21 protein-coding genes are annotated in these 22,399 nt (G+C 50.7%); 3 read left to right on the forward strand and 18 right to left on the reverse strand.

Annotated elements, in window-relative coordinates; translation table 11 throughout:
• Positions 1 to 168 precede the first annotated feature (168 nt).
• From NFR55_RS03895 to NFR55_RS03925, 7 genes are all read right to left on the reverse strand, one after another.
• Entirely contained in the window at positions 169 to 1,812 is a 1,644-nt protein-coding gene (locus NFR55_RS03895; protein WP_251546433.1) for a zinc ribbon domain-containing protein, read from the reverse strand.
• Positions 1,813 to 2,110: 298 nt separating this feature from the next.
• Positions 2,111 to 2,599: a tRNA adenosine(34) deaminase TadA gene (tadA, locus tag NFR55_RS03900; RefSeq protein ID WP_251546435.1), complete on the reverse strand. Its 489-nt coding sequence runs from the start codon at positions 2,597 to 2,599 to the stop codon at positions 2,111 to 2,113.
• A gap of 210 nt (positions 2,600 to 2,809) precedes the next feature.
• Positions 2,810 to 3,658: a M14 family zinc carboxypeptidase gene (locus NFR55_RS03905; RefSeq protein ID WP_251546437.1), complete on the reverse strand. Its 849-nt coding sequence runs from the start codon at positions 3,656 to 3,658 to the stop codon at positions 2,810 to 2,812.
• 52 nt (positions 3,659 to 3,710) lie between these two features.
• The gene (locus NFR55_RS03910; protein WP_251546439.1) at positions 3,711 to 4,166 is read right to left on the reverse strand and encodes a 23S rRNA (pseudouridine(1915)-N(3))-methyltransferase RlmH; all 456 of its coding nucleotides are present in this window, start codon (positions 4,164 to 4,166) and stop codon (positions 3,711 to 3,713) included.
• 13 nt (positions 4,167 to 4,179) lie between these two features.
• The gene (locus NFR55_RS03915; protein ID WP_251546441.1) at positions 4,180 to 5,298 is read right to left on the reverse strand and encodes a CPBP family intramembrane glutamic endopeptidase; all 1,119 of its coding nucleotides are present in this window, start codon (positions 5,296 to 5,298) and stop codon (positions 4,180 to 4,182) included.
• A 124-nt stretch (positions 5,299 to 5,422) separates the two neighbouring features.
• Positions 5,423 to 6,394: a CPBP family intramembrane glutamic endopeptidase gene (locus tag NFR55_RS03920; RefSeq protein WP_251546443.1), complete on the reverse strand. Its 972-nt coding sequence runs from the start codon at positions 6,392 to 6,394 to the stop codon at positions 5,423 to 5,425.
• Between the two features lie 73 nt (positions 6,395 to 6,467).
• Positions 6,468 to 7,247 carry an MBL fold metallo-hydrolase gene (locus tag NFR55_RS03925; RefSeq protein WP_251546445.1) on the reverse strand — a complete coding sequence of 260 codons (780 nt, stop codon included), beginning with the start codon at positions 7,245 to 7,247 and terminating at the stop codon, positions 6,468 to 6,470.
• 112 nt (positions 7,248 to 7,359) lie between these two features.
• Between NFR55_RS03925 and NFR55_RS03930 the strand changes: the two genes are divergently transcribed.
• Together NFR55_RS03930 and NFR55_RS03935 are read left to right on the forward strand one after the other, a co-directional pair.
• Positions 7,360 to 8,184, forward strand: a complete 825-nt coding sequence (locus NFR55_RS03930) for a fumarate hydratase (protein WP_251546446.1) — start codon at positions 7,360 to 7,362, stop codon at positions 8,182 to 8,184.
• Positions 8,185 to 8,212: 28 nt separating this feature from the next.
• Positions 8,213 to 8,746: a FumA C-terminus/TtdB family hydratase beta subunit gene (locus NFR55_RS03935; RefSeq protein WP_251546448.1), complete on the forward strand. Its 534-nt coding sequence runs from the start codon at positions 8,213 to 8,215 to the stop codon at positions 8,744 to 8,746.
• Between the two features lie 28 nt (positions 8,747 to 8,774).
• Here the strand turns inward: NFR55_RS03935 and NFR55_RS03940 are convergent, their stop codons facing one another.
• The 9 genes from NFR55_RS03940 to NFR55_RS03980 all read right to left on the reverse strand — a co-directional run bounded on the left by NFR55_RS03940 (position 8,775) and on the right by NFR55_RS03980 (position 19,477).
• Complete coding sequence (locus tag NFR55_RS03940; protein WP_251546450.1) at positions 8,775 to 8,978, reverse strand: zinc ribbon domain-containing protein; 204 nt, start codon at positions 8,976 to 8,978, stop codon at positions 8,775 to 8,777.
• Positions 8,979 to 8,987: 9 nt separating this feature from the next.
• A complete protein-coding gene (gene tsaD / locus NFR55_RS03945) occupies positions 8,988 to 10,046 on the reverse strand; it encodes a tRNA (adenosine(37)-N6)-threonylcarbamoyltransferase complex transferase subunit TsaD (RefSeq protein WP_251546452.1) in 1,059 nt (352 codons plus the stop codon).
• 71 nt (positions 10,047 to 10,117) lie between these two features.
• Entirely contained in the window at positions 10,118 to 11,215 is a 1,098-nt protein-coding gene (gene prfB / locus NFR55_RS03950; protein ID WP_251546454.1) for a peptide chain release factor 2, read from the reverse strand.
• Between the two features lie 56 nt (positions 11,216 to 11,271).
• Positions 11,272 to 11,484 carry a hypothetical protein gene (locus tag NFR55_RS03955; protein WP_251546456.1) on the reverse strand — a complete coding sequence of 71 codons (213 nt, stop codon included), beginning with the start codon at positions 11,482 to 11,484 and terminating at the stop codon, positions 11,272 to 11,274.
• Positions 11,485 to 11,634: 150 nt separating this feature from the next.
• A complete protein-coding gene (locus NFR55_RS03960) occupies positions 11,635 to 13,155 on the reverse strand; it encodes a helix-turn-helix domain-containing protein (protein WP_251546458.1) in 1,521 nt (506 codons plus the stop codon).
• A 65-nt stretch (positions 13,156 to 13,220) separates the two neighbouring features.
• Positions 13,221 to 13,814: a hypothetical protein gene (locus NFR55_RS03965; RefSeq protein WP_251546460.1), complete on the reverse strand. Its 594-nt coding sequence runs from the start codon at positions 13,812 to 13,814 to the stop codon at positions 13,221 to 13,223.
• 14 nt (positions 13,815 to 13,828) lie between these two features.
• Positions 13,829 to 17,368 (reverse strand): leucine-rich repeat protein, encoded by a 3,540-nt coding sequence (locus tag NFR55_RS03970; protein ID WP_251546462.1) that lies wholly within the window; start codon positions 17,366 to 17,368, stop codon positions 13,829 to 13,831.
• 271 nt (positions 17,369 to 17,639) lie between these two features.
• Entirely contained in the window at positions 17,640 to 18,557 is a 918-nt protein-coding gene (locus NFR55_RS03975) for an ABC transporter permease (RefSeq protein WP_251546464.1), read from the reverse strand.
• A 2-nt stretch (positions 18,558 to 18,559) separates the two neighbouring features.
• Positions 18,560 to 19,477: an ABC transporter ATP-binding protein gene (locus NFR55_RS03980; protein WP_251546466.1), complete on the reverse strand. Its 918-nt coding sequence runs from the start codon at positions 19,475 to 19,477 to the stop codon at positions 18,560 to 18,562.
• Between the two features lie 154 nt (positions 19,478 to 19,631).
• On the opposite strand from NFR55_RS03980, the gene NFR55_RS03985 reads away from it, so the two are divergent.
• Positions 19,632 to 20,849: an iron-containing alcohol dehydrogenase gene (locus tag NFR55_RS03985; protein WP_251546468.1), complete on the forward strand. Its 1,218-nt coding sequence runs from the start codon at positions 19,632 to 19,634 to the stop codon at positions 20,847 to 20,849.
• A gap of 62 nt (positions 20,850 to 20,911) precedes the next feature.
• Here NFR55_RS03985 and NFR55_RS03990 read toward each other — a convergent pair whose 3' ends face one another.
• Positions 20,912 to 21,904 (reverse strand): GH36-type glycosyl hydrolase domain-containing protein, encoded by a 993-nt coding sequence (locus NFR55_RS03990; protein ID WP_275556907.1) that lies wholly within the window; start codon positions 21,902 to 21,904, stop codon positions 20,912 to 20,914.
• Positions 21,905 to 22,126: 222 nt separating this feature from the next.
• Positions 22,127 to 22,399: hypothetical protein (locus tag NFR55_RS03995; protein ID WP_251546473.1), on the reverse strand; the 273-nt coding region annotated here is incomplete at its 5' end.

Genomic DNA, 22,399 nt, shown 5'->3' on the forward strand with positions numbered 1-22,399 from the left:
ATTGCAAGCAAAGCGAAGCAATCTCCTACATGAAACATGTACAGTTACTATTCGCTTTCTCATGTATGGGATTGCCACGGGCACAAGCGCCCTCGCAATGACATGGTTTGGTAATGCTTGTCATTGCGAGCGAGTTTACGAGCGCGGCAATCTCATGCAACAGAACCTTTACGCTTTCTTTTTATCGCATTTGTGTAAAACCAAATCCACCACAAACAAACCTATGCCGAGCACTGCCGACACAATGGGCAACGCTCCTACGGAATAAGTAAATCCGAGTTTAAGCGACTTGCATATAGACGACGCCATAGCCATAGTAACTATAGGCGTTACCATCATAGCGATAGCTCCAACCATGCTCAGCATGCTCCATAGCGTTGTTTTATGTTTCTTCTCGGGTTCGGCTTCTTCCATAAACAACTTAAACACAAACATAACGAACGCGCCCGCCATAAGCAACAAAAATGCGAAAGACAGCCAACCCATTGCAGTTGCGCCCGGTCCGTAAGAACGCTCCGCTTCGGCAGAGAAACAAATTTTCATAGGGTTGCCGTTAATTTCGAGTTTCTCCAAAAATTTCTCCGAGAATTCCCCGTCCGCTATATAATAAACTATAGCTTCCTTAATCTCTTTGTCCAAATCCGCCGCGCTATAACCTTTTTTCCATACAATACTACCGCTACTGCTTATATCCCAAGCAAACGCGTCCGACGAACCCGCCATTCCGTCTATAATTTCGAAATAACCTACCTTTACTTCTGCGCCCGAACCTATGGACAATGTTCCCGTTTCGTCGCGTAAAGAGTAGCCTACTTTCATTACCGACGAACCAGCAAAGCATACCATTATAATGGCAAGCATGGCGCACACGCCTCTGCGAACGTTTGAAATAACCGACGTGCGGGGAAGTTTTTCTATAGCATATTTGCAAGCCGTAATGCCGCCGAGTCCCAAACAACCGAGTATAATAATAGCTATGGCACCGCCTGCAATCGAGTTGCCCGTGATTAAAAATCCGAAAGTAAGCGCGGCAACGAGAGCAAGAGCCAAAACTTCGTGCTTAAAGAATTTATCGGTCTTTTTTCTCGTAACATTTATAGCGTGAACGAGCGTAATAATAAAGAACGTAAGCGTAAGCACCATAATGGCAAGCGTTTGCAAGCCCCACATAAGCACTTCCGCAACTACGGGAGCAAACAATGTTTCTTCGCAAATAGTCATACGCAACGCGCCGAAATCCGAAACCGCCTTAGCCAATCCAATCCCGTAATTTCCATTTGAAAAGAATGCGGCAAAGTCTATAACGTTTTGAGCATACGTAGACGGACTTATAAGCAAAAACATGCCGCGTACGGCGTCAAAGCCGTTAACCGAAACGCTCAATCCGTCAACATTGAACTTAAACATGCCGAAGAACGAGAAAATGAACATGCACATAAGCAGTGCGGAAACCGTAAACGAGCGCGCTATACGGTAAGCATACATTAACTTGCCGCCCGCGGCGGGTTTCTTTTCTTTTGCCGCTTCGGCAGTTTGCGGCTGTGCGTAGTCTTGGCTTTGAGCGGTTGCAACCGCGCCGCCGAGCTTATTGCCGCATACCGAGCAAAACGCCGAGTCGTCGGGGTTTACCTTGCCGCACTTTTCACACACCGCGCCCTCGGTGGGATATCCGCATTTGGTGCAATACTTTACTTGCGGCGGCACGTACGTTTTACAACGCCTACACGCCTTTGTGGAGAGCCGTTCTCCGCAGTGCTCGCAGTACAAAGAGTCGTCTTTGTTCGGCAAGTTGCATTTTTCGCAATCAATCATCCTTTTTCCTCCTCAAGGTAAAACAGTGTGGATTTCATATATATTACAATTATACAACGGTATCACAATATTGTCAATATATTTTCTCATGTTTGCCACTCCCCGTCATTGAGTTCTCCGTCATTGCGAGGGCATTTATGCCCGCGGCAATATCCCGCTCTAACTTGTCATTGCGAGGGTGCTTGCACCCGCGGCAATCTCGGGCATGGAGCGGGTACAGTTGCTTTCCCTTTCTCATGCAAGAGATTGCTTCGCTTCGCTCGCAATGACGGATAAACCCTCGCAATGACGGGGTTACCTATTCGAATTTGCGCTTCCCTTCTTTGCGCCTGTCGCGAAAAAAGCCGCGGATTGGCTCCAAACACTCCTCTTTGAGTATGCCGCCCTCCACCGAAGCGCGGTGATTAAACCGTTGGTCTTGCACCAAATTCATTATAGTGCCGCAACACCCGAAGCGCAAATCGTCCGCGCCGAAATACACCGAGCGTATGCGCGAATAGATAATCGCGCCGCTGCACATAACGCAAGGTTCGAGCGTTACGAACAAGTCGCAATCGCACAAATTCCACCTATCGAGTTTTTTGCCCGCTTTGCGTATGGCAACCACCTCGGCGTGCGCGGCGGGGTCTTTTTTGGTTTCGCGCTCGTTTTTGCCCCGCGCGATTATTTTGCCGTTTTGCACGATTACCGCGCCTATGGGCACTTCGCCCGCATCGCCCGCTTTCATTGCCTCGGCGAGCGCGGCTCGCATGAATTTTTGCTTGAGCTTGTCCGAATATTCTTCCACTTTGTTTGCTCCCGTAAAGTCGGTGTATTGTTCTATAGGTTGAGATTGCCGCGCTCGTTTCACTCGCTCGCAATGACGGGTAAATCCTTGCCATTGTCATTGCGAGGGTGCTTGCACCCGTGGCAATCTCCTGCATGGAGCTTGTACAGTTGCTTTCCATTTCTTATGCAGGGGATTGCTTCGCTACGCTCGCAATGACGAGCGCGCAATCTAAACGTAGCCGTTTTCTTTCATAAAATCGCAGAGTTGCACCGGCAAAAGCGGAGCGCGGGCAAAATCCTCGTATATGCTTTCGTCGGGCAACGGGTGCGAAAAGTTATCCGATACAAGCTCTATCGTGAGCGAGGGTATTTTGAGTTCCTGCACGCACCAATCTTTGTATCCGCCCGCCGAGCCGCGAGTGCCCTCTATTAGCCTGTAGCCCGTAAGCGAGGCGGCGTATTCCGCCACGGCTCTGTCGCGCCTAAGTCGCTCGCCGCTCTGCCCGAATTCGTAATAAATCTCTCTGCCTTTGGCGTGATACGAGAGCGTGAGCACGGGCTTTATCTTGCGGGTAAACTCGGCGAGCGCAACCGTTTCCGGCTCGGAAAAGGGCTTTGCGCCTATGTAATTTTCACTGCCCGCCGTTCGCACGTTTTGCGCTCCCTCGCCCCAACGCGCGTTAAAATTCACGTTTAGGTCCACGCCCGCGGCGTTGGCTTTCCAAAGCGAGAAATCTTCGTTTCCGCCGTTGAGCGCGAGCAGTCGGTCGGAGTCCGACCCGAACGCCGCCGCCCCTTCGGACACGAGCACGTTGCCGTCGGGGTTTACTATGGGCACGAAATACACTCCGCACTCGGGCGGCGCGGCAAACAGTTTGTACATTTGCCTAACCGCGAACAGCGCCGACACGTGCTCGCGAGCGTGGATTGCGGCGGTAACCATCACGCTGTGTTTTCCCGCGCCTATTTTAACGTACGGAATAATTCGCCCGTACGCGCTCGAGCCTATCGCGCCCGTTTCCACGCCGTAACGCGACAAATAATTTACGTCGTCGAGCAATTCGCCGTATGTATACATATAAAGTTCCTCCGTGGGTTCTTTATATGATATGCGCTCGTATGCGCCGCCGTTACTTGTGGTACGGCATGCCCGCGGTAATCGTCATAGCCCTGTAAATTTGTTCGAGCAGTATAACTCGCATGAGTTGGTGCGGATATGTTACGCGCCCGAAACTCACGCGCTTATCGACTGAACCGCGTATGCGGTTATCCACGCCGCAACTGCCGCCTATTATAAAGCGCACCGCGTTCTTGCCCGATACGAACGCTTTATCCAATATTTCCGCAAGCCCCTCGCTCGAAACGAGTTCGCCGCCCGCGTCGCACAGTATGCGGTATTCGCCCTGCGCAAAGGTTTTTTCTATGGAGTCGCTCTCGCGCTTTATCGCGTCGGGGTGCGGGCTGTCGTCGAGTTCGCTCACGGTGAGTTTGCAAAACCTGCCCAGCCTTTTTTGATATTCCGCAACCGCGTCCGAAAAATATTTTTCTTTGAGCTTGCCCACGCAACTCACGGCTATGTTTTTCAATTTGGTATTCTCCTTAAACCACCCAGCCGAAAATAAAGGTGAACAGCGTAGTAAGCACGCTCACCGTTATCGCGCCGAAGAAAAATACGTTGTCGCGCACCGAGGGGCGATACAAATCTTCTTTGAGCTTTTGCCCGTACACCTCTTTGTCGAGTCCGAGCTCGCGCACCTTGTCTTTGTCTTCCTCGCCTATGAGCACAACGCGGTTGTTGGTGTGGTCAAATCCCGAGTCGGCGATAACCTCTTTTTTGCGGGCGAGTCCGCGGTGCGAATTGAGGTAAATCAGCAGTACGACAAGCCCAACCAAAACGCCCAATATCAGCACGAATGCAAACAACAGCCACTGCGGGCGGGTGCGTGCCGTTTCGTTTATAAACGCGTACACGCCGCCTTTGAAAAAGCCGTAGGTGTTGCAATAGTCGCTCGCAACCGAAAAGGCGTTGTTTGTGAAATGGATTATCATGCACGGATAAACGCTTTTTAGCTTTATGCACAAATACGCCATGAACGCGCCGAAAAACATTGTGTAAAACACCTGAGTAATATTTTGGTGAAACAGCCCGAACTCCAAGCCCATTATGGCAACCGCGGTGTAAAACGGGAAACTGCCGCGTATAACCGTGAGCAATGCGCCGCGGTTGAAAAACTCCTCGCAAAATCCGGGCAAAACTCCTGTGAGAAAGAGCGAGAGCACGAGCACACCCGCCGAAAAAGTTTCGGGCAACGGGCTCGAGCCGTGGGTATAGCCGAGCGAGATGAGCAGGTTTTGCCAAATGTTGCTCACGCCTATGGTGACTATGTTGCAAAGTATGCCTATAGGCAACGCGAGCGCGAGGTTGTACCATTTGGTTTTGCGAAAGTTGGAAAGCTCGAGCATGCCGCGCACGTTCTTTTTGAGCGCGAACTTATAAAACAGCACGGGCATAACCACCATAACGCCAGCCTGCATGAGCATGCTGAAAACAAAATCCGCCGCAAGCTCGTTTTCTATGGGCAAATAGTAGGATATAAGCCGAATTACGGGCAACGCCACGGCAACGCAAAAAGTGAGAAGCGCGATAATTCGGTACTGTTTTTGCCTGCTTACGCCCTCCGCCCGCTCGTGATAAAGTTGTATTTCGTTTCCGCTCATTTATAACTCCTTTATATCGTATGAGATTGCCGCGCTCGTAAACTCGCTCGCAATGACGGGTAGCATGAATATTAACGTCATTGCGAGGGCGTTCGCGCCCGCGGCAATCTCCTGCATCAAACAACTACAGCATTGCCGCGACGAACACGAATATCCACATCACCGCGCAAATACCCAAACTGCCAACGTAAAGCATAAGACCCGTTTTGCGATTGCCCGACTTTTTCTCTTTCTCGGAGTCGGTGTTTTCCGCGTTAGCATGTTCGTCCGCGTCTTTTTTGTTTTCTTTGTTCTCTTTTTTGCATTTGCGGTTTATAAGTTCCATAAGCATGCAAACGCCCCACACCGCCGCCGCGGCGGCGATAAACAGCCCCGCAGTGCCCAAAACGGCGCTCACGGCATTGCGCGTGACCGCTTGCACGAATTTCATAATTGCGCCGTCGGCAAACATAGCCAAAGCGTTACTGCCCGCGTGCACTATTATCGGCGCGAGCAAAGTTCCGCTCTTGATTGCGGCGAGAGCGCACACGTAGCCGAGGAAAAACTGATATATTGTTTGCTCGGGGTTCATGTGCATGAGCGAAAACGCCAACGCGCTCATAAGCGCGGCTACATAAGTATTGAATTCTTTTTTGAGTCCGCTCAGTAAAAAGCCGCGGAATATAAGCTCTTCGGCGCACGGCGCGAGTATAATCGTGGCTATAGCGGCAAGCGCGGTTTCGCCCGCGCCCGAAAATTCCAGTCCCGACGGTTTATAGCCGTTGTTAAGCAAAAGCGTTTCGAATAAAAGCGCGGGGAGCATAAATCCGAACATGGATATCACGGGCAACAGCGGCGCGAGCGCAAGGCTCGGGCGCGGCTTGTTCACGGGAAAGGCAAGCGCGGGGCGTATCTTTTTAGCCGAGTAATAAATTACGGGCACAGCCGCAAACACGAGCTGAAATATAATCATGCAAACGAGTTGCGCGTAGTTGCTCGTTTGACCCGCGCCCACTATTATGCCCGCAAGCAACTGCACGCCGAGATTGCCCGCTATAGCAAGCAACAGCACCATTATGCCGTCGAGGTAGCCCACCTCTTTTTTTACAAATCGCATATTTTCTCCTTTCTCATGTTTTAGATTGCTTCGGCAATAAATTGCCTCGCAATGACGGTTTTTTACCCAACCGTTACACTATTTCTATTAGCCCCGAAAGGCGGTCGGGCAACGCTACGGTAAGCCCCACCTCGCCGCAGTCCGCCGCCGCAAGCGCGTCGCGGCACACGGTATACGCAAGTTCGGGGTAGTTGTTTTCGCGGCTTAAGTGCGCCAAAATAAAGTGCTTCACGCCGCTCTTACTGAGTCTTACCACAGCCGAGGCACAGTCCTCGTTGCTGAGATGTCCGCGCAGTCCGGAAATTCGCCGCTTGAGCGGATAGGAATAGCTCTTGTTCGCCGCCAAAAGCTCGGGCGAATGGTTGCTCTCTATGAGCACGAGGTCGCTCCCCTCCGCCGCGGTAAGCGCGTAGGGCGGCAACACGCCCGTATCGGTCATATACGTTATCTTTCTGCCGCCGCACCTAAGGCAAAAGCCCACGCAGTCTACGTCGTGCGAGAGCACGAACGGACACACCGTTATCGCGCCCACGTAAAAATCGTCCTCGCCGAAAATTTTGAGTCTGTTTTCGCTCACGCCCGAGCCGATAAGTTCTTGCGCGGTTTCCGCGTGAGCGTACACCGTTACGAGCGGATATTTTTTCACGAGCGCTCCGAGTCCGCAAATATGGTCGCGGTGACGGTGCGTTACAAGCACCGAAATATGCGATATATCCGCTCCCACGGCTTTGAGCGCCTTTTCGGTTTTGGAAAGCGTAACGCCCGCGTCTATAATCATTTCAGTGCCTTCGCCCCACACGTAAGTACAGTTTCCCGTACTGCCGCTGAACAGGCTGCAAATCTTAAGACTCATAGTACAGCTAATATTATACTTTATTGCGTGAATAATTGCAAATCTTTTTACATCTCAATTATTTTATGATACAATAATGATATAAAACGCAACCACACGGAGCACATAAAATATGCGAACGATTAACGCGGACGACCTCATTATTCCCATAGCGAACAAAATAAAACACGCGCTCACGCACGTAAACGGCAAAGTATTGCAAAAGCTCAAAGAGGCGCAAAGCACGGAAACCTCGCCGCTGTGTAAGTGGGCTCTCGGGCAGATAGTCGAAAACGACGAAATCGCCGCGCACGAAAACGCCTACGCCTGCCAAGACTGCGGGCAAGCCGTGCTGTTCGTTTCGGCGGGGCAAGACCTGCACGTATCGGGCAATCTTACCGCCGCGCTCAACAAAGCCGTGGAACTCGGCTACGAAACGGCGCGAAAGTCGGTTGCCGACCCGCTCACGAGAACAAACACCCAAACCAACACGCCCGCAATAATTCATTACGATATTGTGAGCGGCGACAGGCTGGAGGTGCGCTACATGGCAAAGGGCGCGGGAAGCGAGAACATGAGCCGCATTTACATGCTCACTCCCTCGAAGGGAATAAACGGAATAATAGAAAGCGCGGTCGACTGCGTAAAACGCGCCGGCTCGTCGCCCTGCCCGCCCGTTATTTTGGGCGTGGGAATAGGCGGCACAATGGACGTTGCCGCGTTGCTTAGCAAAAAGTCGCTCGTATACGAAAGCGAAAACAAGCGGGCGGACGAGCTCGAACTCGAACGCAAAATTCTCGAGGCGGTGAACCGAACGGGCATAGGAGCGCAGGGGTTCGGCGGAAGCGTTACCGCGCTCGGAGTGCACGTGCTCACCGCGCCCACGCACATAGGCATGCTTCCCGTGGCAATCACGGTGCAATGCCACAGCGACCGCAAATTCGTATACACGGCATAATAAAGTTCTATCGGCACAGAGGTAAAAAATGAAAAGCGAAATAAAATCATTTACGTTGCCGCTCACTCAAGCGGATATAAAAAGCCTGAAATGCGGCGATATAATAAGCGTTTCGGGCACAGTGCACACCGCACGCGACGCGGCGCACAAACGCTTTGCCGAAGCTCTCCGAAAGGGCGAGCCTTTGCCCATAGCCCTTGAAAGCGCGGCGATATATTACTGCGGTCCCACTCCCGCCGCAGAGGGCGAAATCATAGGAAGCTGCGGACCCACCACGAGTTCGCGCATGGACGACTACGCCCCCATGCTCATAGAGCACGGACTGCGCGTTATGATAGGCAAAGGCAAGCGAAGCGAGGCGGTAAACGCCGCAATAAAAAAGCACCGCGCCGTATACCTTGCGGCTATCGGCGGCGCGGGCGCGTTGTATAAACACAAAATCAAGTCGTGCGAACTTGTGGCATACGCCGACCTCGGGTGCGAGGCCGTGCGCAAACTTTACATGCAAGACGTACAGTTGCTCGTTGCCACCGACTCCGACGGCAACACTTGTTTATTGTAAAGCCGGTCAACAATGACAAGCCCCTCCTTTACCGCCTGCACCCCTTGCACGAGGCGCAGTTGCCGCCGCAACCGCCGCTTCCCTTTCCTTGGCAAGCAGTGTAGCATTTGCCGCTGAGTTTCTGCTTGAGCGCAGCGCCGCACTTGGGGCAATCGGGATATTTTCCGTCGCTCTTAACAAGCTCTTCGCTTTCATACCCGCACTTGGGGCAAACAAATTCCATAAAAGCCATATTTCACCTCTAAAACGCAATGTGCGACTTGGCGTTTAAGTCGAGCCCCGCAAGTCCCTTTCCCTCTCGCGCAGTAAAGTAGGCGCGGGAAGCCACCATTGCGGCGTTGTCGGTACACAAAACGTGCGGCGGATAGCAAACCGAAAAACCGTTCGCCGCGCCCTCGGCTTTGAGAGCGGCTCGCAAATCTCCGTTAGACGCCACTCCGCCCGCGAGCGCAAGCAAACTGCGCCCCGAGCGGCGCACGCACTCCGCCGCGGTTTTAGCCAAAAGCCCCACCGCCTCGCTCGTAAACGACGCGCAAACGTCGGCGACGGGAACGGGTTCACCCCTTTGCTCCAAAGTGTGCACGTAGTTTACAACCGCGGTTTTAAGTCCCGAATACGAAACCGACAGGTCTTGCCGAACGCCTTTGGGGTGCTTGTACAGCTTTATGTTCGGCTTGCCCTCTTTTGCGAGTTTTTCCACGTTCGGACCGCCGGGATAGGGCAACGAAAGCACTCGGGCGACTTTATCGAACGCTTCGCCGAGTGCATCGTCGAGCGTGCCGCCGAGTTTTTCGAACTCGTTGTATCCTTTTATATCGAGCAGCAAAGTGTGACCGCCGCTCGCAACGAGCGCGCAAAAAGGCGGCTCGAGCGTTTTATCGGCAATGAAATTCGCGGATACGTGCGCCTCTATGTGGTTAACGGCAATAAGCGGCTTGTTTATCGCGTAGGCATAAGCCTTTGCCGCCGACACCCCAACGAGCAACGCGCCTATGAGTCCCGCGCCGAATGTTACGGCAACTCCGTCGAGGTCACTTGCGGTAACGCCCGCCTCTTTTAGCGCTTGGTCTATAATATTGGGCAACGCGAGAGTGTGGTTGCGGCTCGCCACCTCGGGCACTACGCCGCCGAAACGCCTGTGTATTTCTATTTGCGAGGCTATCACGTTAGACAGCACCTCTCTGCCGCCGCGCACCACAGCCGCCGCGGTTTCGTCGCACGAGCTTTCTATGCCCAAAATGAGGGCGTCGGGCTTGTTTTTCAGCTCGTCGAATTGAATTTTTGCGTTTTCTTCGTACATATTTATGCGAATATTATTCCTCTCGTATGAGATTGGGCTGCTCACTGCGTTCGCTCGCAATGACACATGCGTTACGATTTTCTCAAATAATCGAATATGAATTCGGATATATCGCCGTCCATAACCGCTTGCACGTCGGGCTTTTCATAGCCCGTGCGGTGGTCTTTCACCATGGTGTAGGGTTGGAACACGTAAGAACGTATTTGACTTCCCCATTCAATCTTTTTCATCTCGCCTTTTATGGCGTTGGCTTTCTCCTCGAGTTCGCGCTCGCGCAGTTCAACGAGCTTTCCGAGAAGCATCTTCATAGCCGTTTCGCGGTTTTGAATTTGGCTTCGCTCGTTTTGGCACTGCACCACTATGCCCGTGGGCAAATGGGTTATGCGCACCGCGGAGTCGGTCTTGTTTATGTGCTGACCGCCCGCGCCGCCCGAGCGGTAGGTGTCCACGCGCAAATCCTCGGGATTTATCTTTACGCTTTCGTCGTTCTCTATCTCGGGCATAACCTCGAGACTCGCAAAACTCGTGTGCCTGCGGGCGTTGCTGTCAAACGGCGAAATGCGCACAAGGCGGTGCACGCCCTTTTCGGCTTTGAGATATCCGTACGCGTTTGCGCCCGTCATGCGGAACGTAACGCTCTTTATGCCCGCTTCGTCGCCCGCGAGATAGTCGAGTTCCTCGTAAGTGAACCCGTTCTTGTCGGCGTACATCTTATACATGCGATAGAGCATTTGAGTCCAGTCCTGCGCCTCCGTGCCGCCCGCGCCCGCATGTAGCGTAAGAATGGCGTTGTAATGGTCGTATTCGCCCTTTAAGAGAGTTTTGAGGTGCAGAGTTTCCACCTCTTGCTCTATATCCTCGAGCGCGGAATTTATTTCGCTTACAAGTTCCTCGTCCGACTCGCCCTCCGCCGCCGCCACGAACTCGGCAATATCGTCTATCTTTTGCCGCTTGTTTTTGAGGTCTGCCAAAAGAGACGAAATATATTTCGCCTCCGAGTTTATGCTTTGCGCACGTTTCAGGTCTTTGTACAGTTCGGGGTCTTGCTGGCGTTCCGAAAGCTCGGCGAGCTTATGTTCGAGCTCCGCCTCGTTAAACGCCTCGCAGCATCCGTCGAATTTGGTCTTAAGCGTCTTTACGCGCTGTTTCTGTTCGTCGAGTATCAACATAACTTACTGAGTATAACAGTTACGGCGCAAAAAGTCAACAATTAAGCCGATAACGGTTACACGTTTTCTTTTGCGTAATATTCGCCGTCGGGTTCGCGCACGTCAATCACCGTATTATGCTTGTGTTTTATAAAGAACAGCGATATTTCGCGCATATACCTGTAGAACGTGCGTTCGGAAATTTTGTTTTCCGAGCAAAAACTTTTACGCTCCACGGTTTTTCCGCAAATAAGCGTATCGTACAACAACAGTATCAGTTCGTTTTTCATTTTGTCCGCTCTCGGCGGACGGCGCCGTCCGAAATCTTTTTTTTCGAATTCGTACTTATATTATACCGTAAAATACAAAAAACGCGCCCGCACAAACCGTTGCGAACGCGTTAAACTTTGAGCGCGATTGTTAAATTTGCCCCGCCGCGCCTATAAACCCAATATTTCGGCGCACTTTTCCTTTCCCAATTTTTCGCGGTAATCGCCATACCAGCCGCAAACTCCTTTATTAAGGCATTGCGCTTTATCGTCCGTGCCGAAGAGTAAACAATTCATTTCTATGCACCTGTTGCCGAACCTGCGCAAACAGTTTTCCATAATAGGCACATACACCGCGCGTTTTTCCTCGTCATCCATAGTATCGTAACCGTTGGGAAACGACAGCGAATACACGAATTCCAACATATCGGATTTGAGCGTTTCGGCAAGCGGCAAAAGTGTTTGTATGCGCGTATACGCCCACTTAACTATTTGTTGCTCTTTTACGATTTCCGTCAATTGCTCGCACGCTCTAATAAACTGAACGTACGTGTCGTAAAACTCCGACTCTTCGTTCCCGAACGTCCCCTCAACCACCTCTTCGTGCCGCTTATTATAAATACCGAATATAATGTTAACCCAGCCCGAAAGTAAATTCTCCGCCGAAGAGAACGCGGCTTCCACGTCGGCAAGTAATTCCCGCTCCGCCTGCGACTTCGCCGACGGAATATCTACCCATCTCGTCATATAATACGGGTACAAGTCGATATCGTATTCGAGCCGTACGTTATACAACTCTCGCGAGCCGAACAAACGCATCGTGCCGTTTTCGTATCCTTTGTACTGAAAACACGCCGTATCCCGATACATATAAGACGGCTCAATCATAGTTGGTTGCCCTGCTTTAAGAGTGTGCGACTCGGTTGTTCCGTCGGGGAAATGATACGTGAGCGTTACGTACTCTTTGGGCGTATCCGGCTTTGTAATCGGTTTATCCGGACTCTCGGTATTATCAGGATTTTGTGTATTATCAGGGCTTTCGGTATTACCCGGATTTTCGGGCAATATCGGCGTTTGGTTCGTAGTATTGTTTCCCTGCTCGTTAAAATATCCGCCTATAAAAAATCCGCCAAAAACCAAACACGCGGCAAAAACAATCCCCGCGGCTATGTACGCGAAACGAACCGCGCGTTTTTTGCGAGGAACATAAGACGACCGCGGCTCGGGCGGCATAGCCTCCGAATTTTCTTCACGCAAGTTACCGCACAATAATTCTACCGCGGAAATATTGTAAACCGCCGCCAAACTTTCGAAAGTATCAAGTTGCGTAATCGAGCCGCTTTCCCACTTGCTTACGGTTTGCGAAGTAACGAACAACCGTGCTCCGATTTCGCTTTGAGAATAACCGTTTTTAACTCGCAACTTTCGGCACGCCTCGCCCAACACGCGCGGATTAAACGGCACGGGCGGCAAAACGCGCGGCAAACTCTCGTTACGCCGCATATTTATAAACTCGTCTATGCGCAGATTATAAAGCGCGCACAGCGCGCACGCGGCGGCTAAATCGGGTACGCTTTTATCGTTTTCCCACTTGCTTACTACGGGCACGACCACGCCCGCGGCGTTTGCCGCGTCGGACTGCGTGTAGCCTTTCAACTTACGTTCGCTGCGTAAAAACGACCCCAAACTCATACCCGCGCGCGCCTGTCTCCCGTGAAAATTTCTTAACTAAGTATAGCACGAATACGGCTAAACTGTCAACTTTTGGCGATTGTTATCTCTTTTCCTTTTGTCCAAAGGCATTTGTCGATTTGCCTGTATGTGAATTTTTGCAACCCGTAAAAGGCAATCATTTCGTCATAAATGCACTTGTACTCGCCGTAATCGGATATTTTCGTTATCCCTTTTTTGGTGAATTTATCGCGCTTTTTGAGCGCGCGCAACATTGCGCGAACAATCGAATCGTATATAGGGTATGCGGCGTTATTATGCATGCAACAATATTTGGATGCAAACGATAAATTGTTTTGACTACAGCACACCGCGATTTCATTCACCAAGCCTATATCTCCGCTATCTAATCTCGACCGCATGCCTTCTATTTTACATATTTTTACAAGCGCGGCGTAAATATATTTAACCTGTGTGCCGTACAATTCGTTGAGCACTATCGCTTTGGGCGTCAATTCATTGCAAGAATGACCGGGCATTGTTTCTATCAAATGGCGCACTACCCTGTCGTTTCTTTCGCATTTTCCGTTTTCGAAAGCGCACCAATTCTCTTTGCAATATTTTTCCACCGTTTTGCCGTCAAGAACAAATTCCGCTATGTCGTATTGATTAAAACTCATTTTCTTTCTCCTTTTTACCCTTTGTATCCCCACACCACGGGACGACCGCTAATATTCCACCAAGACTGCCAACCGCTCGGCTTTCTCTCCGCTTCACAGTATATAGTAAGTTTACTGCAACCGGAAAACGCATAATCCCCGATACTCGTTACGCTGTTAGGTATCTCTATGCTCGTTAACTTACTGCAATCATTGAACGCATAATCCCCAATGCTTTTTACACTATCCGGTATTATTACGCTCGTTAAATTACTGCAATAGGAGAACGCTCTATCTCCGATACTCGTTACACTATCCGGTATCGTTATGCTCGTTAAGCTACTGCAATTATAGAACGCACTACCACCGATACTCGTTACACTATCCGGTATCGTTATGCTCGTTAAGCTACTGCAATTATAGAACACCCCGTGCCCGATACTCGTTACGCTGTCCGGTATCTCTATGCTCGTTAAGCTACTGCAACCGGCGAACGCATAATCTCCTATACTCGTTACGCTATTCGGTATCTCTATGCTCGTTAAACTACTACAATAGGAGAATGCACTACCACCGATACTCGTTACACTATCCGGTATTATTATGCTCGTTAAGCTACTGCAATTATAGAACGCACCATACCCGATACTCGTTACGCCGTCCGGTAACTCTATGCTCGTTAACTTACTGCAATAGGAGAACGCACTACCACCGATACTCGTTACACTATCCGGTATTATTATGCTCGTTAAGCTACTGCAACCCCTGAACGCATCACAATAAATGATTTTCGCATCACTATGTATCGTACAAGATGTAATATCCTCTTGCTCGGCTTTTACAAATACCAAATACGGATTTTCTTTATTGCCCAAATACAATGCACCGTTATGTTTATTATATTGCAAACTGCTGCAATCATAGAACGCATTAGACCCGATACTCGTTACGCTGTTCCCTATCGTTACGCTCGTTAAGCTACTGCAACCGGAGAACGCCTCGCTCCCGATACCCGTTACGCTATCCGGTATCGTTACGCTTCTAAGCCTACTGCAATTATTGAACGCATAATCCCCGATGCTCGTTACGCTATCCGGTATTTCCAAATCGGTTATTAGCACCTCATTGATATATAAATTCTTAGCATAACTCAGCGGATTAGCTTCCTGATTTGCAAAGTCTATACCACACCAAGCTGCTATATCCGTAATATAAACTTTCTTAATACTATGGTAAAACGCATTTTCTCCTATGCTAACTACACTACTCGGAATATATACGGTTTCTAATCTGCTGCTATAATATGAATCACCCGTTACAAACGCGTTTTTTCCTATGTGCTTTACTCCCTCGGGTATCGTTATACTCGTTATGCGAGATAACTTAGACGGTCTACTGACATCGGGAGTTACATAAAAAGCTTTGTCCGCTATAGCTGTAATCTTTACGCCGTTGATTTCCGAATCGATTACCAAATCGGGATACTTTTCTATATTTTCTTTCCCCTTTGGCGTAAGCCCCGTAACCGTATTACCGTTCACCGTAAAAATAGTTTCCCACTTGGCATACACAATTTTGTCTTCTCTTGTGTCCGCAGGAATTTGCGTTATTTCGGTTTTGTATTCACTATCTGCAAACCATCCTATAAAAATTTTGTTGCAATGCGACGGCTCAACAAACTCAATCCCTTTTGTTCCCAAATACGTAGCGGGGTTAGGGTTTTCCGCATTCGGCAAGCCCAAAACATATGTAATCTTATATTCGTTTTGCATTACCGTTAAGGTAGCCGTGATAGTTTTGGGTTCGTAATATTGCTTGGTAAGCGTGGCGGTTACGGTATATACACCCACCGCCGTTTGCCCGTTGCCCGAATACTTAATATCCGTGCCGCTCGGCGCGCCCGATACCTCAAGCGATTTGGCGGTGCCGTCGTAATAAAATTCCATTGACTGCATTTCCGCATTGTCAAACGTGTGATTGCGGAGTATAACTTTGAGTTTTGCGGTAAAACCGCCAAACGTCGCGGTAAGAGTATGCTCGCCCACCGTTGTAAATTTGTTCGCGTCGGCGGCGGAAATAACGTCGCAAAGCGGCACATATTCTTGCTCGCCCGAACTGCGCGTGATTTTAACTCGGGCACTATCAAGTTCATACTCGTCTATATAACTTTCCGACGAACCTTCGAGTTCGATTTTCGTGACGGGAAAACGGTTTAATATCTCCAACTCGCACTCAAGGTTTGCCAATTTTTCGTCTTGCAACGAGAGCTGTTGGTTGGTAACGGTAACTTTTTTCAAAGTTTGCGGTATAAAATAGCAGGCGCACGTAGCTCGCGACGGTATCTGCCAAGAGTCCACCTTTGTAGAGCCGTAATAGTAGTTGTATGTGCTCCACGACGTAATTTTGCAATCGTCGCCGTTTAGCACGGCATATCTCCCGTTAACTGTAGCGGAGCTTTTACCGTACGTCCATAACGAATCGGGTTTGGGGCATTGCCAGCGCACGGTAGTGCCGCCAATCACGCGCGATTTTCCTTCCACAGATTGCGGCAACATGTTTTCCGTGTCTTCTATGGTATATGTGCCGCTTTCGAACAATTGGTACGCAGGTCCGTCTAATCGCGCCACGGTGAGCGTTTCGAGTTTTGTGCAGTAAGCAAGTGCCAACGGGTCTATTGCAATTACGTCTTCGCCGAACACTGCGGCGATGAGCGACGAGCAGCCGCGCAACATATTCGCCGTAATTCTTCCGCCGCGCACTGTCAACTCAGCGAGTGCCGCGCAGCCGTAGAAAAGCGAATTGCCGTATGAAATGCAATTTTCGGGCAAGGTTATTTCGGTCAACGCCAAGCAATTCATAAACGCGCCGTCGCCCATATTAAGGCAAGACGGAATTTCTATCTTTTGCAATTTAGTGCAGTAGGAGAACGCCTGCGCCTGTATTTGCTGTATCGTATTCGGCAAAACTATTTCGGTAACGGAAGCGGAATATGCAAATCCGTCGCCCGTGCCCGTACCTATGGCAAGCACCGGTTTGCCTTCATATGCGGCGGGCACTATCACTTTGGTTGCCGTGCCTTCGTAACCCGTTACGGCATATCCCGTACGAAACGGCGCATATATCAATCCTTCCGTACCTTCAATTTTATATCCGCAGTTGCACGCGCCGTTATTTAACGCGTGCGCCTGCTTGTCTTTTAACTCGGAGGTATGCTTACACGTAGCCGCATGCCAATGGTATTCGTCGTTGTATGACCATTTAGGCGAATACGTATGACCGGTAGCGGACAACGAAACGTTTTTTATTTCGGTAACGCCTTTACTGTCGGAAAACTGCTTTTTGCAATCGCGGCAACGCCAATACTCGACGTTGCCGCTTTCGGTGCAACCGGGAGCTTTCGCCGAATAATGAGTCATTGTATGCATATGCCCGGGCGGATTTGTAGTGCCGCCGCCGGAGTTGTCGCCGCCCGAACTCGAACCCGAGCTTTGTCCGCATGCGGTTAGACCGAAAGCGGCAACCGCCAAAACAAATGCAAAACACAACGCAAACAAAATTTTGCTTTTACCTTTCATACAATACATCCTCCTCGATTTCAAACGGTTTATCGGAACGCACTCCGACTATACGTTATAATTATACCACGGTTTTGCGTTACCCCAAAGCGTATAGCTGACAGCTTTTGTCAGTCTTGCTTTAACGCCTACGTTTTACTACAGCTATTATAAACTAAGTCCCCCCCCGTCAAGCGTTTGCACGCAATTTTTTCGCACAACGAAAAACGCCGCGTTTTCACTGTTCCGAAACGCGGCGTTTATTATTTTCATGCTTTTTTTATTGCAATGTTTATTGCGCTTTTTGTTTAAGTTTGTTCTTGCGCTTTTTTCCGCCGAACACGTTGAGCAGTATGTATGCTCCCACCACGAGGGCGGTAAAGCCGCCGAGTATGGCGTACATTGCGCCTACGGGCACGCTGTTGCCGAAGAAATACACGTTACAGTCCAGCGAGTCGCGCAGGCTCGCTATCGCCTCGGACGGGTAGCCGAGATTTTCCATTTCGGAAAGTACGCCCGCAAGCGCGTGATTGCGGAAAAGCGACGTGCCGTATGTGCCGGGCAAAAAGGAAAGCACGTGACCGAGCACGCTCCCGTACTGAGATATGGGCATGTACGCGCCGCAAATAAAGCCGTAGCCCGCGCTTATTATCGTGCCCACCGCGCTCATCTGCCCCTGCGACGAAAGAAAATAGTTTATAAGCGAGCTTAGCCCCGTGCCGAAAAGCGTAAGCACAATCACGTCGAGCAGTATGAGCATTATATCCGCAAAACTCATGTACCACCCTATGCACGCAATATACACAAGGCACACCGCGGTTGCGGCAAAGCAAATGATAAGGGTGGAAAATGCCGAGGCTATAAAATAGGAAAGCGCGACGGTTGAGCGGCGAACGGGCGAGATGGCAATATCGCCGCGCGCCCCGTTGGTTTTATCGGCAATCATGAGCATGTTGGAGCAAAACGCGACGGTAACGCAACACACCGCCAAAAGCGACGAAAACAACTGACCGCCCACCGCGGCGTTTATCAGTTTGTCGCTCGTGCCCTCGGGCAAACTCGCTCTGAAAACGTCTTCGAACACGCCCGCCAAAAAAGTCACGTACAAAACGAGCAAAATAACGGGCGTGATAAGCGACGTAAAAAACAGCATTTTGTCTTTGAAAAAAAGTTTCACGTTACGCTTGGTAAGCGCAAATAAAGTATTCATAATTACTCCCCTGCGAGTTCGGTGCCCGTAACCGCCAAAAATACGTCATCCATCTTGCCCTTCACAACCTCGTAGTCGGTGAATACGTCGGGATGAGCGGTAATCAGCGCGGTTGCCGCCGCAGTGTCGGGCACGGCTATGCGGTACGCGTCGCCCCGCCTTTCCGCTTTTATCCCCAGACTTTGTATCTGCTTTTCGGTCGCGCCGTAAATGGTTACGAAATCGCCCGTGTATTTGTTCTTGAGCTCTATGGGCGTGCCCTCGGCAACCTTTTTGCCCTCGCTCAGTATCACCACGTAGTCGGCGTCAGCCGCTTCTTCCATGTAGTGCGTGGTGAGAAACACCGTCATGCCCTCGTCGCGACGCAACTTTTCCACCACCCGCCATATGGTTTTGCGAGTCTGCGGGTCGAGCCCCGTGGTGGGTTCGTCCAAAACGAGCAGTCGCGGCTTGTGTATCAGCGCGCGGGCTATATCTATGCGCCTGCGCTGTCCGCCCGAAAGTTTTCCGAGCGGTCGGCGCAAAAGTTTTTGTAGGTCGAGCAAATCGGTAAGTTCGTTGAGCCTCGCCTTGAACGCCTCGCCGCATATGCCGTATAGAGCGGCGCGGCTCTTTAGGTTGTCCGACACGCTCAACTGCTTGTCAAGCCCCGACGACTGAAACACCACGCCTATCTCGCTTTTTACCGCGTCGGGTCTTTCGTCTATGTTCACGCCGTCTATTATAACCGTGCCGCCGTCGCGCGAAAGGCTGCCGCACATTATGGAAATGGTAGTGCTCTTGCCCGCGCCGTTCACGCCCAAAAAGGCAAACAGCTCGCCGCGTTTCACCTTAAACGAAAGGTCGTTCACCGCCTTTATTTCGCCGAACGATTTGTTAAGCCCTTCTATTACAATTATATCGTCTTTGCTCTCTTCCATATATAATATAGATTATACCCCCCCCCGCGAAATTGTCAAGCGAATAAAGTTTTTTTAATCGATAAATTTTTAGCGATTTAGTTGACAGAATATTTGCCCGGTGCTATAATATGTATATATTAAAATACTTAAATTTATGGAGGATATGTTGACAATGGCAAGATTTACTTTACCGAGAGACCTGTATCACGGAAAAGGCTCGCTCGAAGCGCTCAAATCGTTTGACGGCAAACGCGCCATGATTTGCGTGGGCGGCGGCTCGATGAAAAAGTTCGGCTTTTTGGACAAAGCCGTGGCTTACCTCAAAGAAGCGGGCATGAAGGTGGAAATTTTCGAAGGCATAGAGCCCGACCCCAGCGTGGAAACGGTTATGAAGGGCGCGGACGCAATGCTCAAGTTCAAGCCCGATTGGATTATAGCCATGGGCGGCGGTTCGCCCATAGACGCCGCCAAAGCAATGTGGATAAAGTACGAGTACCCGAACATCACGTTCGAAGAAATGTGCAAGGTGTTCGGCATACCCGCGCTCCGCAAAAAGGCTCGTTTTTGCGCGATATCTTCCACTTCGGGCACGGCTACCGAGGTTACGGCTTTCTCTATAATAACCGACTACAGCAAGGGCATTAAGTACCCCATAGCCGATTTCGAGATTACGCCCGACGTGGCTATAGTAGACCCCGACCTTGCCGAAACCATGCCCAAAAAGCTGGTTGCGCACACCGGCATGGACGCAATGACCCACGCTGTGGAAGCGTACGTATCCACGGCAAACTGCGACTACACCGACCCTCTCGCTCTCCACGCAATCAAAATGATAGACCGCGACCTCGTGGCTTCCTACAACGGCGATATGGCTAAGCGCGACAGCATGCACAACGCGCAGTGCCTTGCGGGCATGGCATTCTCCAACGCTCTGCTCGGCATAGTGCACTCCATGGCGCACAAGACGGGCGCGGCGTTCGACGATTTCGGAGCGCATATAATACACGGCGCGGCGAACGCAATGTATCTTCCCAAAGTAATCAAGTTCAACTCCAAAGACGAAACGGCGAAAAAACGCTACGGCGAAATAGCCGATTTCCTCAACCTCGGCGGCAAGAACGACGACGAAAAAGTCGACCTTCTCATAGCCATGCTCAGAAAGATGAGCGACGACCTCAATATTCCCCACTGCATCAAGCACTACGGCGCGGACAGCTATCCTTGCGAGCAAGGTTTCGTGCCCGAAAACGCATTCCTCGAAAGACTGCACGATATAGCCGTGAACGCGCTCGGCGACGCATGCACCGGCTCGAACCCCCGTCAGCCGTCGGTTGAGGAAATGGAGAAACTGCTCAAGTGCTGCTACTACGACACCGAAGTGGATTTCTGATAATCGCATAACAACGCAAAAGAGCGGCAAGCCTATGCTTACCGCTCTTTTTGTTTTTTATTTTATTCCCCGAGAGTTACCGTTATTTCGTGCTCTTTGTCATCATCGAAAAGCGGAATTACGTTGCCGCTAACGCTTTTGCCGTCTACGGCGAGCCGCACCGATTTACCGCCTTTGTTTACGTAAAGAATATGCAAACGGTTGCCGCGATACGTGCGCACCGCCTCCGCGGTTTGCCAATCGGAAGGAAGCGCAGGCTCTATATGCAAGCCGTCGTATCCGCGTTTCAAGCCCAAAATGCCCTCGTACACGCACATAAGCCCCCACGCCGACGTGCCCGTTTGCCACGAAAAGCCCACTTGCATATTCACCGAGGGGTGCAAAAGATAGCAGTTGGTGAACACGTACGGTTCGGCGGTGGTAACGCTCGACGGATTGTTTTTGCCGTCGGGCGCGATTTTTTTGAGTGCGCGAACGGCTTCGTCGCCGCGCCCCAAAGCGCAGTCCGCCATAACCTTGAAGCAACCGGCATGATTGTATATGCCGCCGTTTTCGTACACTCCCGCAAGCATGCCGCTCATGCGCCCCACCGTTTCGTCGTAAGTTTGGTAAGCGGGCGAGCACATGGGTATGCCCTTTTCGGTTTCCATGGAGTCCATGGCGGCAATCACGCTTTGCATGCGCTCGCGCGGGCAAATTCCCGAAAGTATAGCCCACGACTGCGTGTTAACGTATATTTTTCCGCCCGAGCAGTCTTTATCGCCCACCGTGCCGAATTTGGAAAACGCCCGCACGTAATAGTCGCCGTTGTACGCGGCGGCGTTTGTCGCGGCGGCGAGTTTCGCTTTGCCCGAGCGCATTTTGTCGGCGTAATCTTTGTCGCCGACGTAGTCGGCAAGCTCCGCCATATCGCTGTAAGCCTTGCATATGAGCATTGCCATGAGCACCGATTCGGCTTTTTCGTCGGGTATGTTCAAAGCGTCGTTCCAATCGGCGTGATGAATGAGCGGCAAGCCGTGCGCTCCGTAATTGTCCGCCCGCTCGAACCATTCAATCGCGCGTTTCGTTTATATTATATCTCAAACGCAACCGCATTGCAAGCATATAATACCCGCAAAAACCAAACTCCCTCCCGTATCAAATCCTTAACGCACAAAAAAAGCACGAACCCAATATGGGCTACCCGTCATTGCGAGCGAACGCAGTGAGCGCGGCAATCTCATATGGGCTACCCGTCATTGCGAGCGAACGCAGTGAGCGCGGCAATCTCATACAGGCTACACGTCATTGCGAGCGAACGCAGTGAGCGCGGCAATCTCATCCATTAGAAAAGCGACCGCCGCTATGCCCTTTTGCATAAAAAACGGACTTGTGGCACTTTGCGGGTGCTTGATAGTAACAAGCGCACCGCAAAAGAAAAAGAAACCGCAAATGCGATTTCTCTCTCGTAGAGGGTGTGAGTATACCCCCGTAATGGTGGAGCGGAAGAAACCTAAAACGAATTTTGTCCGAGTTGATTGGATACAAAATGTTCCGTGCCGGTACTGTTC

Origin of the sequence: Pumilibacter intestinalis, assembly GCF_943193005.1 — a bacterium.
In the GTDB taxonomy this organism is placed as follows: domain Bacteria; phylum Bacillota; class Clostridia; order Christensenellales; family Pumilibacteraceae; genus Pumilibacter; species Pumilibacter intestinalis.